General features: G+C 34.8%; 10 protein-coding genes. 6 read left to right on the forward strand and 4 right to left on the reverse strand.

What is annotated here, in order from left to right:
- Nucleotides 1–395 precede the first annotated feature (395 nt).
- Nucleotides 396–1,451, reverse strand: coding sequence for an A/G-specific adenine glycosylase (mutY, locus tag BTR_RS03210; RefSeq protein ID WP_012231208.1), 1,056 nt, complete (start codon nucleotides 1,449–1,451; stop codon nucleotides 396–398).
- 208 nt (nucleotides 1,452–1,659) lie between these two features.
- Here mutY and BTR_RS03215 point away from each other — a divergent pair, with 208 nt between their 5' ends.
- The 3 genes from BTR_RS03215 to ppdK all read left to right on the forward strand — a co-directional run bounded on the left by BTR_RS03215 (nucleotide 1,660) and on the right by ppdK (nucleotide 5,746).
- Nucleotides 1,660–2,160, forward strand: a complete 501-nt coding sequence (locus BTR_RS03215) for a DUF721 domain-containing protein (protein WP_012231209.1) — start codon at nucleotides 1,660–1,662, stop codon at nucleotides 2,158–2,160.
- An 83-nt stretch (nucleotides 2,161–2,243) separates the two neighbouring features.
- A complete protein-coding gene (locus BTR_RS03220; protein WP_012231210.1) occupies nucleotides 2,244–2,900 on the forward strand; it encodes a DsbA family protein in 657 nt (218 codons plus the stop codon).
- Nucleotides 2,901–3,079: 179 nt separating this feature from the next.
- Nucleotides 3,080–5,746: a pyruvate, phosphate dikinase gene (ppdK, locus tag BTR_RS03225; RefSeq protein ID WP_012231211.1), complete on the forward strand. Its 2,667-nt coding sequence runs from the start codon at nucleotides 3,080–3,082 to the stop codon at nucleotides 5,744–5,746.
- Nucleotides 5,747–7,493: 1,747 nt separating this feature from the next.
- Here the strand turns inward: ppdK and BTR_RS03235 are convergent.
- Nucleotides 7,494–8,336: a peptidoglycan-binding domain-containing protein gene (locus BTR_RS03235; protein ID WP_012231214.1), complete on the reverse strand. Its 843-nt coding sequence runs from the start codon at nucleotides 8,334–8,336 to the stop codon at nucleotides 7,494–7,496.
- A gap of 1,100 nt (nucleotides 8,337–9,436) precedes the next feature.
- Between BTR_RS03235 and BTR_RS03245 the strand changes: the two genes are divergently transcribed.
- Both BTR_RS03245 and BTR_RS03250 read left to right on the forward strand, forming a co-directional pair.
- A complete protein-coding gene (locus BTR_RS03245; RefSeq protein WP_012231216.1) occupies nucleotides 9,437–9,811 on the forward strand; it encodes a DUF5330 domain-containing protein in 375 nt (124 codons plus the stop codon).
- Between the two features lie 89 nt (nucleotides 9,812–9,900).
- Nucleotides 9,901–10,311, forward strand: coding sequence for a SufE family protein (locus BTR_RS03250; protein ID WP_012231217.1), 411 nt, complete (start codon nucleotides 9,901–9,903; stop codon nucleotides 10,309–10,311).
- A 110-nt stretch (nucleotides 10,312–10,421) separates the two neighbouring features.
- Here the strand turns inward: BTR_RS03250 and BTR_RS03255 are convergent, their stop codons facing one another.
- Nucleotides 10,422–10,859 (reverse strand): Ros/MucR family transcriptional regulator, encoded by a 438-nt coding sequence (locus tag BTR_RS03255; protein WP_012231219.1) that lies wholly within the window; start codon nucleotides 10,857–10,859, stop codon nucleotides 10,422–10,424.
- A gap of 849 nt (nucleotides 10,860–11,708) precedes the next feature.
- Here BTR_RS03255 and BTR_RS03260 point away from each other — a divergent pair.
- Entirely contained in the window at nucleotides 11,709–13,802 is a 2,094-nt protein-coding gene (locus tag BTR_RS03260) for a S9 family peptidase (RefSeq protein ID WP_012231221.1), read from the forward strand.
- 81 nt (nucleotides 13,803–13,883) lie between these two features.
- Here BTR_RS03260 and BTR_RS03265 read toward each other — a convergent pair whose 3' ends face one another.
- Nucleotides 13,884–14,486, reverse strand: coding sequence for a superoxide dismutase (locus BTR_RS03265; protein WP_012231222.1), 603 nt, complete (start codon nucleotides 14,484–14,486; stop codon nucleotides 13,884–13,886).
- Nucleotides 14,487–15,209 lie beyond the last annotated feature (723 nt).

Consider the following 15,209-nt stretch of genomic DNA (forward strand, 5'->3'; position numbering starts at 1 on the left):
ATCGTCAGGTTTTCTCATTTTAAGCCTGTTTATATTGAATCAATCAAAATCACTTTGCGTGTCATAAGTGGGGGGGGCATATGAGTAAAAATGACTAAAGAAAAGAGTAAAAGTATCTCTTATGAACTATCTCAAGTGCCAAGGGCTATCGACAACATTAGAGATTGGGTAAAGTGTGTAATGGTGCGTGTCGGTTTGCTCTTTGCATTAAGTAAAAAGGAGATAATTCCTGAAATTTAAATCCAATATTTCTAAACTTTTCTATCCCTTATTAATTCTTAATCCGTAGAAAAAATTGATCATTTTACTTCCTTAAATTTTTCTTTTACAGAGAAAGAAATGGTCGCTAGAGATAGCACAAGTTTCTGTGAGCAAAAATTTTATAGGGAAGGTTATTAAAATCTAAAAGAATTGGGAAGAGCTATGGCGATGGCTTTTTTCATAACTGTAGGGAGTGCTTCTTCGGCAAGATGTTGAATGTTGCACCACCAACCGTTTTCACAATTCATTTCATGAATATCGTCAGTATAGTAAACATCGAGTTTTAGAGAAAAGTGCGTAAAAACATGGGTAATTTGTCCTTTGAATTGCCAATTGGCAGTAAAGGGGGCGTTTTGGAGCCCATTTTCGTTGTTTATGCCAATATTATTAGGAATTTGGGTCATTCCACCAAGAAGTTTTTGCGTTTGTCGTTTTTCCAAATAAATTTGTCTCTTTTTATTAAGGACGACAAAAGCAATCCCTGTTTTTGAAGGACGTTCTTTTTTGGGAGCTTTGACTGGAAAAAATTCTGCTTGTTGCATCTTTGCCGCTTTACATAAACTTTGAAGAGGGCAGATATAACAAGATGGTTTGCGTGGAGTACAAATTGTTGCTCCCAAATCCATCATTGCTTGAGCAAAGTCGCCTGGACGATTTAAAGCAGTAATTTTTTGTGTTTGTTCTTTAATTTCAGCTTTTGCTTTGGATAATATTGAAGTGATAGCAAAAAGGCGGGCTACCACACGTTCGACGTTACCATCAACCACTGCTACAGGGTGATTAAAAGCAATTGCGGCAATGGCTGCGGCCGTATAATCTCCAATACCCGCGAGAGTTCGTAATGCTTTTACAGATTGTGGAAATTGTCCTGCGTAGTTTTCAACAAGCTGTTTTGCACATTTTTTAAGATTACGTGCGCGTGAATAATAACCAAGTCCAGCCCACGCTTTCATGATGTCCTCTTGTGAGGCTTTTGCTAAAGAAGAAAGATCAGGCCAAAGTTTCAGAAATTTTTTAAAATAGGGCTTAACCGTTTCAACGGTTGTTTGTTGCAGCATGATTTCAGAAAGCCAAACTTGATAAGGATCAGGACGGATACCTTGTTTTTGCTCTTCGGGGGTAATCCGCCATGGGAGATGTCGGTGATTTTGATCGTACCAAGAAAGGAGGTGCGAAGAAATTTCATACATGATTGTTTTCAAGCATAGAGAGATGTAAAATGCAAAAGAAAAAAGTATTTATTTGGCAATCTATGTTTTTTGCTCCTTTATTTTTATTGCGAGATTCTAGTGAGGGGAGAATTTTTATTTTGTTGATATTTTATAAATTGGGAAGACGATAATTTTTAGATGAAACAAATGATTGTAATTGAATAAACGGTTGAACAATGATCTAAAAATGAGAAAACAGCTCAAAAAACATGCTTTTTATTCTCTTTCTGAGACGGTACTGAAAATACTTGATCCAGTTTTACGCAAACGGACAGGGCTTAACGTCGCGCTTATAGAGCATTGGCCACAAATTGCGGGCTATGATATTAGTGAGCATACAATGCCTCTTAAAATTATTTGGAAACGTCGCGCGGATCAAGATGAAGTTTTTAAGCCAGCAACACTTGTTGTCGCCTGTGAAGGATTTGCTGCATTAAAATTGATGCATGAAACAGAGGAATTGCTTCATAGAATTAATGGATTTTTTGGTTATATTGCTATTGACCGCATTAAGATTGAACAAAGGAGTATGTCGGTTTTTATGAATCATGTTCCTTTAAAGCTGGCATTGAGTGAACAAGACAAAAAATGCGTAGAAAAAATGCTTGAAGGAATTGAAGATAAAAGTTTACACCAATCACTTTATAAACTTGGCTGTTGCATTTTTTCAGAAAAAAATAATAAATAGCAAGATATTTTAGATATTTTTCTTTAATATAGGGGAAAGCATTGGATTCCTATTCGTTTAATAACAACAGAAAAGTATTATTTATGATAAAATATCGTTCTTTTTTATTTTTCGGGATAATTTTTCTCTTCATAACGATTGTACAAAACAGTGTAGCAGTTGCTTTAGCGCGCGGTATCAAACCCGTTGCAACAGTGGATATGGCTGAGCTTCTTCAATCGGGTAAAGTTAAGGACCGCGTTGAGGGAGAAGCAGATGCTCCAGTCATCATTGTTGAGTATGCTTCGTTGACATGTACGCATTGTGCGCATTTTTATAATGATATCCTTCCTCAAATTCGTAAGAAATATATCAAAACAGGAAAAGTGAAAATGATTTTCCGCGATTATGCTTTTGATCCTCGGGCAACGGCAGGTTTTATGTTAGCACGATGTGCACCAGAAGATCGCTATTTTCCTTTGATAGAGGTTTTATTTCAAAAACAAAATGAGTGGGTTTGGGGAAAAGATGCTCTGACACCGTTGAAAAAAATTAGCTTAATGGCGGGTTTTACAGATGAAAGTTTTACGGCTTGTTTGAAAAATCAGACCATTTTAGATGAAGTGAATGCATCTTTTGAGCGTGGTAAAGAACTTGGTGTCTCAGCAACGCCTACTTTCTTTATCAATGGTGATAAATATGAAGGTGCCATGAAAGTAGAAGAGTTTTTTTCTTTGATTGATAGTTATCTTAAAAACTGAATTTTAATATTCCAAAAGTTGGATAAGAGAGACTTGTGATCCGTTCTCTTTTGGAAACATTGTTATTATGCATTTATGAAGCGATCTTTTTTGTTTTGCTGATTTTAAAATCAAATTATCGCTTTTAAATGAGCCTAGGTTGAATAGTATTTTGATGCTGATATGGGAGGATTTGTACAATGAAAAAATGGGTTTATAGTTTTGGAGATGGTCGTGCAGAAGGAAGTGCAAGTGAGCGTAATCTTCTCGGCGGTAAAGGCGCTAATTTGGCAGAAATGAGTAATCTTGGTTTGCCTGTACCACCCGGCTTTACTCTGACAACAGAAGTTTGTAATTTTTATTATGCCCATGACAAATCATATCCAGAAGAGCTACAGGAATCTGTTAAGAAAGCACTAAGACGCGTTGCTGAACAAACAGGACGTGAATTTGGGAGTGAACAAAGACCACTTTTGCTTTCTGTTCGTTCAGGGGCACGGGCTTCTATGCCTGGGATGATGGATACAGTGCTGAACCTTGGCATGAATGATGAGACTGTAAAAGCAATTGCTTTACAAGCCAATAATGAACGTTTTGCTTATGATAGTTATCGGCGCTTTATCCAAATGTATTCCAACGTTGTTTTGGGGCTAGATCATTCGTATTTTGAAGAGATTCTTGATGAAGCAAAAGCACGCAATGGTTACACTATTGATACAGAAATGACAGCAGATGATTGGAAGAATGTTATTATTTCTTATAAAAACTATGTTGAAGAAAAATTAGGAACCCCTTTTCCACAAGATCCTGAACAACAGTTATGGGGGGCGATTGGAGCCGTTTTTTCAAGTTGGATGACAGCACGCGCAGTTACTTATCGCCGTTTACATAGCATTCCTGAAAGCTGGGGAACGGCAGTTAATGTGCAAGCGATGGTTTTTGGTAACATGGGAGAAGATTCGGCAACAGGTGTTGCTTTTACACGCAATCCGTCGACAGGGGAAAAAGAACTTTATGGTGAATTTTTAGTTAATGCGCAAGGAGAAGATGTTGTAGCGGGTATTCGAACGCCTCAAAATATTACAGAAAATGCGCGTATTGTTGCTGGTTCAAATAAGCCGTCTTTAGAAAAAATTATGCCTGAAGCTTTTTTGAAGTTATGTCAGATCACGCAGAAACTTGAGCAGCATTATCGAGATATGCAAGATCTCGAATTTACCATTGAAAAAGGTAAATTATGGATGCTGCAGACTCGTTCAGGGAAACGCACAGCGCGTGCGGCTCTCAAGATGGCAATTGAAATGGTTGAGGAGGGGTTAATAAGTCGTGAAGAGGCTGTGATGCGTATTGATGCAAAATCACTCGACCAACTTTTACACCCAACACTTGATCCAAAAGCAGAACGTTTGGTTATAGGGCGTGGTTTACCGGCTTCCCCTGGAGCCGCAACGGGTGAAATTGTTTTTACTTCAGAAGAGGCAGAAACAGCATTGGCAGAAGGGCGCAAAGTTATTTTGGTTCGTGTCGAAACAAGCCCAGAAGATATTCATGGTATGCATGCTGCTGAAGGAATTTTAACAACACGTGGCGGTATGACAAGCCACGCAGCTGTTGTGGCGCGAGGGATGGGAAAGCCATGTATCTCTGGTGCAGGTAGTGTACGGATTGATTATCATACAAATACGCTGCTTGCTTCAGGAGAAAGTTTTCAAAAAGGTGATATTATCACGATTGATGGTGGAAGTGGAGAAATTTTCAAAGGGAAGGTTGCGATGTTGCAGCCTGAGTTGTGCGGAGACTTTTCAAAGTTAATGGAATGGGCTGATGGGATGCGACGTCTAAGAGTTCGCGCCAATGCTGAGACACCATCTGATGCTCGTATGGGGCGTTCTTTTGGGGCTGAAGGTATTGGTCTTTGCCGTACAGAGCATATGTTTTTTTCTGGTGAACGCATTGTTGCCATGCGTGAAATGATTTTAAGTCATGATGAAAGTGGACGTCGCAAAGCGTTAGACAAGCTTTTGCCAATGCAGCGTTCAGATTTTAGCGAATTATTTGAAATTATGTGTGGTTTGCCTGTGACCATTCGCTTGCTCGATCCGCCACTCCATGAATTCTTACCAAAAACCGATGCAGAAATTCTTGAGGTTGCAACAGCTATGGGCGTTTCTGCTGAAGTACTTTCTGAACGTGCACAGCAGTTGCACGAATTTAACCCTATGCTTGGGTTACGAGGATGCCGTTTAGCCATTACTTATTCTGAAATTGCTGAAATGCAAGCGCGGGCGATTTTTGAAGCAGCAACAGAAGCTGCCCAAAAGTCCGGATCTCCTGTTATGCTTGAAATTATGGTGCCACTTATTGCGCTTAAATCTGAACTCGATTTTGTAAAAGCGCGTATTGATCAGGTTGCTGAGGAAGTGATGAAAGAAAAGGGAAGCACTATTCAATATATGGTTGGGACGATGATTGAGCTTCCAAGAGCAGCGCTTCGAGCTGATGAAATTGCTGAAACGGCGGAATTTTTTTCGTTTGGAACAAACGATTTGACACAAACCACTTTTGGAATTTCCCGTGATGATGCAGCTCCTTTTTTGGCAACCTATTTTCAAAAAGGTCTTTTAGAGCTCGATCCTTTCGTCTCTATTGACCGTGATGGTGTTGGAGAACTGATTGCCATTGCTGCACAGCGTGGACGCTCAAAGCGTGCCAAAATAAAATTGGGAATTTGTGGTGAACATGGGGGTGATCCTGCTTCTATTGCTTTATGTGAAGAAAATAATCTAGATTATGTTTCATGTTCTCCTTTTCGAGTTCCAATTGCTCGTTTAGCAGCAGCACAGGCCGCAATAGCCAAAAGGGTATAACAGGTTAACATTTTTTATGGTATCGTGACCATTGAAATAAATTTTTATGTACACGCTTTTATTTCCTTCCTTAAAGAAAATAAAAGGCTTTTAGAATGCACTATAATTTATCTCACGTGAGAGAGTGTATTTTTGAGAGGTTTATGAGAAAAAATATAAAGAAAAGGTGTAATTCATATACGTTCAAGTATTGACGCGACTCTTGAGAGAGAGCAACGCGCTATTTTGCAGTTAATTCACACGTTTGCTTTTTAACAGGGGGGATGTTTCACGCAAAACAGAATGCTTCAAACAAATGCATTTATTTTGTACATTTATGGGCTGTTTTTAAGAAATTTCTCTTAACATATTTCACGTCACCACTCGTGGAATGGGATTATTTAAAACTCCCTGAAATTATAAAATCCTCCCCCAGAGTTTATAAACTCCACTATGTGATGCCATCTTCACACTTATAAAAGAATATTGAATTATATAATATATTGATTGATAAAATTTTTATTTCTCATGTTGGATGAGAGCCCTGAATATCATAAGATTTTCTCATTTCAACTTCTTTTATAATGAAAAAATCAAAACCAATTTTGTACTTATAAATGGAGCTAGCATGTCGAAAAAACATTCAAAAAATAATTAAAAATGTTTCTTATGAACACTTTCAAGTGCTGAGAGCTGTCGCACCATTAAAGGTAGGTACAAATGTAATGATGCAAGCTTGCTCTTTTAAAAGCATAAGAATGATAGTGCATAGTGGGGCTGCTATGATATTATTTACGGGCATTGTTGCGAAATGGGTTTGAGCACTTTGAGAGATGCTTTTCTAAAGAAAGATCCGTGAATGGCAAAGTATATTCCGTTTGGGATGTTTTGTTTTTCGTGGAGTGGGAGGGCGTAAGCTCAAAAAGACACGTGATAAATAAAAGCATGATGCAATAGGTAATTTCTATTATTTATAAAAGAAGGCACTGCTTGAGATATCTTTGAAAGTCGTAAAGCTGAATGAAAAGAAAATGGTCAAGATGGGAAATGGTTTCTATCCTTAAAATTTTATATTTTTCCCAAATTAAGCTCTCACCCTGTTTTAAGAGATTACACAAACAGAGATAGACAATATGTTTGCACCCATTTGGCATACAAAAGCTACAACAGTAGAAAAAATACGCCTTAGTCTTTATCTCAAACATGCGATTGAATGTTGATTTATAAGCAACAAGAAAAGCACGGGCTTTTTTTAGAAAACAACGCCATAAAATACAAGATTTTCCAGTAATAAATTGGAGAAGTGTGCCGGCTTTTTATGAAACATTTTTCGAAACAAAAAACATAACACAACTGACTTTTCGTCTACTTCTTCTTAAAGGTATTCGTACATATTCTTGGCATCATATTCACAAAATCAAATTGGCAGTAGTATATGAATAATTTCTGGCTAGAGAATATGAAAAGAAGGTGTGATGCGACAACAAAATTTCCTGTCCCTTCATCATCAGAAGCGACAAAAATTTAAAAAAGTGCGTTTGCTCTCTTACAATGATTTCTTTTTTCTGTAACTGGTCATAATCTCCTTACTAGCAAATTGTATGGTTCAATATGTAATGTGTAAGAAAATCATTCTGATTGATTCAATACAAGAAGGCTTCAGATGAAGGAATATTGTTGTACTTGGGTAGGTATTAAACAAGCAGATGATCAATTATCATTATAATAAGTTAAGAGATTATTTTTATAATGTAGATATGATTAAGCTTTAATTTAATAAACCAATTTCACGCATTTTCATCAAAATTGTGTGGTTAATTTTTCCCGTGACAGGAAGATCAAACATTTTTTGAAATTGTTTTAAGGCTTCTATCATCTTTTGATCTTCTATTCCTGTGACAAGAACTTCCTCATGACCAAAATTACGTAAAGCTTTTTGTACCTGTAAAATATCTTCAACAGAAGGATCTAAAATAGCTTCTTTCGAATTTGTTATATTTTTTGTTGTTGTATTCTTTGCCATTTCTATTTCGCTCTGTTTAATTAATATCGCAATTTCATCTGTTGTGGGATTAGATAAAACGTTTTTTTGCTTTTTGGGGGTAGCTTGTTGTTTCCATAAAGCGATAGCACGACGCGTTTTAGGTCCATCCAGTCCATCTAAAGGTCCATCATAAAGTCCTAATTCTGCGAGTTCTTTTTGTTTTTCCAGCATGCTTGCTGATTGAGGGGGGAAAGGTGAATCTGTGCGGTGATGACTTGGAGAATGGAGTGAAGTTACACGAGAGAGTTCTTGTGACTTTGCTTCTTTTTCGGATAAATTAGAGTTTTTTCCTATACTTTGAGCAGAAAAAAACGTCATTTGAGTTAAAATATTTTGATGTACCGTCGTTTGTGAAAATAAAGCATTAAATGAAACAAATAAAAAACTGATGATAAAAAGAAGAGATCCAACAAAAAATAAAATATTTTTTCGTGTATAAAAATAAAGAGTTTTTGCACTCCAAAAAATAAAATAAAAAATTATCAGAAGAAGAGTGATAACAATACTATTATTGTATTTACGCTGTTTTACAGTTTTTTTTCGGGACGTCTTTCGCTTTGTTGCCATTATTTTTGATTTTCAGTTTCGTTTATTTTCCACAAAGGACGAATGTAAAGTATTTATTATTTCAAGCTAGAAAGAAGCGCATTGATATGATTGCTTTTTCCTTTCAAATTCCTAAAATAAGCAGTTTCATTATATCCATTTATAAGTTGATAAATCGACAAGAGCTCTTATCAACTTCTATTAATTTCATAGTTTACAAATCTTTAATATATCAAAGAAAACATCAAATAATTAACACTCAAGATCATCTTGGTTTTTTCAAACGATCATTATCACATCTAAACAATCATGCCACGTTATTCTCCATTTTTGGCGCATATGTTTGCCTAATATTAAAAATCGAGTTGAGAATAGCTTCCAATAACGATAGAATGACGATAGTCATTATTCTTCTTTATAATTTACATGGAGAGGGTTACTTATCCGTAAACGGTTTGGTAAGAGCAATTCTCTCTTAATGTTATTATATTTGGGCATAAATTTCTTCTATTCATATCCAATAATTTTCATAAGTATCAATTAAATTGATATTTACAATGTTATAGAGAAAATCTCGATTTGAGATGGAATCATAAGGGATGCATTTTTTTTAACATTCTTATTGATATGTTGATCATTTTCATAACGTGCCAGTAAAAATTTTATAGACAATATAAAATATTATATCGACACGAGAGTCAGATTAACAGAGTTTTATTCTTCTTTAGCCTTTTCAACTAAGCTTAAAATGATGGATTATTATTTAAAATAAGTATATACACAGTATGGAAAAGAAATTAGATTATGTTTTTAATTCTTATCTTATTGCTACACTTTCTCGTGGAATAAAAGGCTATAAATGTGAAGCGTATACTTCTCCATTATGAATGATTACGTCTCTTATTTTTTGTATAATTTTGATATTAATTCTTTACCGAATAAACAATGTGTTCCATTTTATACAGCGGTATTGTTTCATATTTATAAAAAAAGCCAATGATATAGGTCCAATAAATGATTACTCAATTTTATAAAAAACTCATTTTATAAATTTTTTATAAAGAAGCAGTGTGTAAAATACTCCTTTTATTGCATTTACCATTTCGGTACATCGATTGCCTATGATACGTTTTTTAATCAAATTATCATTTTTTTTATTTTTTATTTTTGTCATTATTTCATTTTTTGTAGCAAATCCAAGCAATAATCACTCTTCTAATCCAAAAAATAATGAGACAACAACGAGCGATGTGATTATTGCGTTTAAGGAAGCTTTAAATGACTTAGGAACATTTTGTGATCGTAATAAAGAAACCTGCAAAGTAGGAAAGTCCTTTTTAAGTTTACTTAGTGAACGTGCATATTACGGTGCAAGAGCTGCTTATGAATATTTAGGGCATATATTAGGGAACAAAAATAATATAGAGATTTCCCCTCATGCTTCTCGCAAAATGGAAATACAAGAATTTTTACAAAATCATACAATGTTATCTTGAAATAAGAATTTTTAATATTCTTCATATTTATTATGTTAGGAAAATAAATATATTCAACATGATTATAAAAGGGAAACAGGACTAAGATAATGGCGGAAACAATCGATAATATTATAGAGAATTTTTCGCTTTTGGATAATTGGGAAGATCGTTACCGTTATGTCATTGAACTTGGCCACGAATTGCCACCTTTTCCGGAAAATGCTCGAAACGACACCCATAAAGTTCCTGGTTGTGTCAGCCAAGTGTGGCTTTTATCGTCACGCAATAATTCGGAGGACCCAATATTAACGTTTCAAGGTGATTCCGATGCCCATATTGTGCGTGGACTCATTTATATTCTTCTTGCTTTTTATTCAGGCAAAAAAGCTTCTGAAATTCGCAACTCTGATGCTCAAGATCTCTTTGAAAAACTTGGCTTAAATGAAAATCTTACACCACAACGATCCAACGGCCTGAAATCAATGATCAAACGAATTCATAACGAGAGCTATATATAATTCCTTTTCTAAAAATGATGGTACACAAAAAAAACTTTACAGAAAATGGTATTCTAAAAAGCAACTTTATATATCAATTTATACAGAAATTATTTTTTCGCAAAATATAATTATTTAGCTTTTTTCCGTTTGCTTTTGCGTCCAAGACCCATTTCTTTGGCTAAAGCTGATCGTGTTTTTGCATAATTAGGCGCCACCATAGGATAAGAACTGTCTAACTGCCATTTTTCACGATATTCTTCTGGCAACATTCCATAATGTGTCATGAGATGACGTTTGAGAGATTTAAATTTTTTCCCATCTTCAAGACAAATAAGATAATCAGGAAATACTGAACGCTTTGGATTAACGGCAGGCCTTTGTTTTTCAACTTCGACCTCTGTTAACTCTAGATTCCCCGCTTTACGAAAAGCAGCATGGACATCAGCAATTAAACTTGGCACTTCGGTCGGTCGAATAGAATTATTACTCACGTAGGCAGCAACAATATCAGCAACCAATGTAATAACTAAATTGCTTTCAGTCTCTAAGACTGCACGATGTTCCATTCTTGTTTCCTTTAATTCAAAATCGAGTAATTCAAATCGAGATGTAGTGCATATACTCATAAAATCTTATGCACATGAGTTTCATATTGTACAAAAATCTTTTTTGTCAATTCAATTATTCTATAAAATTGCCAAAACACAAAAAAATCAAATAAATACCTCTTTTTTGTCATAATATACAATAAGAAAAACAAAATTCTATATGCTAATATATAGCTTATATTCTATTACAGATCATACATAATATGTAATATATCACAAATATAAAAAAATATAAGATAAAATTTTATTTATTTTTTTAAAAAAGTAAAAATAAAATTACGAATTACAAAAATAAAACATATATAATATTATTTTTGTTTTAATTATTTATAATTAATTAATCATATTTTATATAAATTTTAAATTATTTTTATGGTTTATATTTCTAAAATTTAACAAAAAAAGACAGTATATGTTATAAATATGACGGAATATCCCTATTTGCAATATGCAGATATTCATCAAAATGACACAAAATACTTCTTTATAATTTTATAATATAATATTAATACTTTAGATATATTTACTAATATCTATAAAATTATACATTTATACTGTTTTAAAAAAATAAATTATTTTCCTCATAACTTATATTGTTTTATCCATAACTTCCATTATAAAAGTGGTATTTTATCCCCAGAAAACAATAGCTATGACAGTTAATGAATAGAAGGATATTTAATGGTAAAGATTATCACGACGCTATTTTGGCAAGTGCGTAGAAACTTATATTTTCGCACTTGTATCAATAATTGTGATTCTAACAGATAAACAAAGCTATTAACATATTTAAATATAGGATTGTGTATGGCCCGCACTTTTACAACTCCTCCCAAAGCAACTAGAATCACTCATAAAGAAATATATCATGGCATTTTTCGTGATGATCCCTATTATTGGCTACGTGCATCTAATTGGCAAGATGTTTTTAAAAATCCTAACTGTCTTGATTCCAATATTCGAGATCATCTCGAAGAGGAAAATGCTTATCAAGCGGCTCAAATGGCTGATACAAAGCCATTACGAGATTTGCTTTTTAACGAAATGAAAGGCAGGATCCAAGAGAATGATAGTTCTGTTCCTATAAAAAATGGACCTTTTGCTTACGGATTTTCTTATGTCACCAGCGGGCAACAACCACATTATTTCCGTACGCCAAGGAATGGTGGAGAAAAACATGTTTATCTTAATGGTGATCTTTTGGCTGAAGGTAAAGAATATTTCAATTTTGGTTCAGTTCAAGAATCTCCTGATCATAGATATGTTGTATGGACCTATGATGATAAAGGATCAGAATTCTATACAGCTAAAATTCGTAATTTAGAAACATTATCTGATTTTACAGACACCATAACTGATACATCCGGACAAATTGTGTGGGATGCCCGATCTGAAGGTTTTTTCTATACAAAGGTGGATGAAAACCACCGACCTTCAGAGCTCTATTATCATCGCTTAAACACCGATCAATCACAAGATAAGCTTATTTTTCGTGAAGATAATCCAGGTTTTTTCTTAAATGTAAGCGGTTCTAAGCTTCATGATGTTATTTATATTAATATTCATGATCATGAAACATCAGAGATCTGGTTAATTCCTGCTGAATCACCTCTTAGCGTTCCTCAATGTGTACGAAAACGGCAAAAAGGTGTTGAATATTCACTTACAGAAGGTGGTGATGTCTTTTATATCCTTACCAATTTAGATAACGCAAAGGATTTTAAAATTATGGTTGCGCCGCATGAAGCGCCGCAATCAGAAAATTGGTCAGAATTGGTGTCTCATCAGCTTGGATGTTTGATCCTGTCCCATGATGCGTATCAAGACTTTCTCATTTGGCTCGAACGCTTTGAAGGACTTCCTCGTATAAAAATTATGGAGCGTACGACAAAACAAATCCATTCCATTGCTTTTGATGAAGAGGCTTATTCTTTAGGTCTACAAGGTGCAGCGGAATATAATAGTCCGTCCATTCGCTTTTCTTATTCATCTATGACAACGCCTGATCAAGTATTTGATTATGAGGTGAGAAGTCGCAAACGAATATTGTTAAAGACGCAAATAATTCCCTCTGGCCATAATAAAGATGAATATATAACGCGACGTATTATGGCCACTGCAGAGGATGGTGAAAAAATTCCTATCTCACTTTTTTATCATAAAACGACACCTCTTAATGGTTGTGCACCTTGTTTGCTTTACGGTTATGGTGCTTATGGAATCTCTATTCCTGCCAGTTTTAATAGTAATATCCTCTCTCTTGTAAATAGAGGTTTTATTTATGCTATTGCTCATATTCGTGGAGGCAAAGAAAAAGGGGTTGAATGGTATGAGAAAGGAAAACATCTTTTTAAATATAATACATTTACCGATTTTATTGCTTGTGGGCGCTATCTTGTAAACAATAAATTCACAGCGCATGATCGGCTTATTGCGCATGGTGGTTCGGCTGGCGGAATGTTGATGGGAGCTATTGCCAATATAGCACCACAGGATTTTGCTGGGATTATAGCCAATGTCCCTTTTGTTGATGTTTTAACAACGATGCTCGATGCTTCTTTACCTCTAACGCCCCCTGAATGGCCCGAATGGGGCAATCCTCTTGAATCACAAGAAGATTATAATCTTATAGCTTCTTATTCTCCCTATGATAACGTCAAGGCGCAAAAATACCCCCCTATGCTTGTGATTGCAGGATTAACGGATCCACGTGTAACTTACTGGGAACCTGCAAAATGGGTAGCAAAATTGCGTGAATTCAAAACAGATGATAATGCAATTTTATTGCGTATTAATATGGATGCAGGGCATGCTGGTGCGGCTGGACGTTTTTCAAAGTTAGAAGAAGTCGCTTATATCTATGCATATATTCTAAAGATAGCAGGAAAAGACTGTTGCTAATCTATAATACTTTTGTTTATAAGTCCCTATAATTTACTGGATTATAGGGACTTATAGACGTTTAAAAATTATCTAGATGGCTTACAATCCACAATCTTCATAAAGTTTTAAAACATAATCCCAATTGATCAAATGATCCACGAAAGCTTCGAGATATTTCGGACGAGCATTGCGGTAGTCAATGTAATAGGAATGTTCCCACACGTCCACACCTAGAATAGGTTGAGCATCATGAACCAAAGGATTCTCACCATTAAGCGTTTTCATAATTTCAAGCTTACCATTTTTTACAGCAACCCATGCCCATCCGGAGCCAAATTGGGCACCACCAGCAGCAATAAAATCAGCACGGAATTTGTCATAGCCACCTAGATCAGATTCGATAGCTTTTGCTAGTTTTTCAGGCAGCTTTTGACCACCACCATCTTTTTTCATCCAATTCCAAAAATGGTTATGATTGTAATATTGCGCTGCATTATTAAACAAACCAATATTTTTTCCAAAACTTGTTTTAACAATCTCTTCAAGGCTTTCATTTTCCAAGCCTGCATCTTTTATAAGGTTGTTGGTATTGGTAAGATAAGCGAGGTGATGCTTATCATGATGATATTCAAGCGTTTCGCGTGACATATAGGGCGAAAGAGCATCGTAATCATAAGGCAATGCAGCCAATTCAAAAGCCATTTAAAAATCTCCTCGATTCTAATTGTTAAGCTTACTTAAAAATCCTAATTTGCCATTTGCAGCACTTAAAAGCAAATGCTGAATACCTATATATGTTAATTAATTTTTATGCCCCTCTCTTCATAAAGGTATCTCTAAGTTTATGATCTTAACCAACCCAAATGTTATTGATTTATAATGCATTGTTTCTGAAAAATTTTGAACATTTATGAACAGGTAAAAAAAATATCACGACCTTTTGAATAAAAAACAGACGGAGATAGCTATTATCTCTTAATTCTTGTACCTGAAAATATTTTTCTCAAATATTGTACAAACTGTTTTTAATTTTTACAAAACTTTTCTAATCTATTACCTATTGATGCGGGAGTATTATAGAGCTTGCAACGGAATATGTAAGTGTTATTTTAAAAGGAATATTTCTCAATACGCTTGATCTCATTTCAAAGCGCTATTCATGCGTATTATAACGTAAAAGCCATTGGATATCATCATCTTTACGCTTATGAAAGAGTACAGCGGCACCATCATATATTTTACTGGTTTTCAATGTTGAAACAGCATTTGTTTTGATATGGTTTATAAGAGGTATTTTATTCCTTAATCTTCTATAGTTTTTTACCCATACCACCGCTTGTAACAGGCGAGAGAGAGGCTTTGATTGTTCAATATAAAAAGATTTGAAATGAAAAAAATTATGATATTTGAGGTTGCTACTCAGAC

It is taken from the genome of Bartonella tribocorum CIP 105476 (assembly GCF_000196435.1).
Lineage (GTDB): Bacteria > Pseudomonadota > Alphaproteobacteria > Rhizobiales > Rhizobiaceae > Bartonella > Bartonella tribocorum.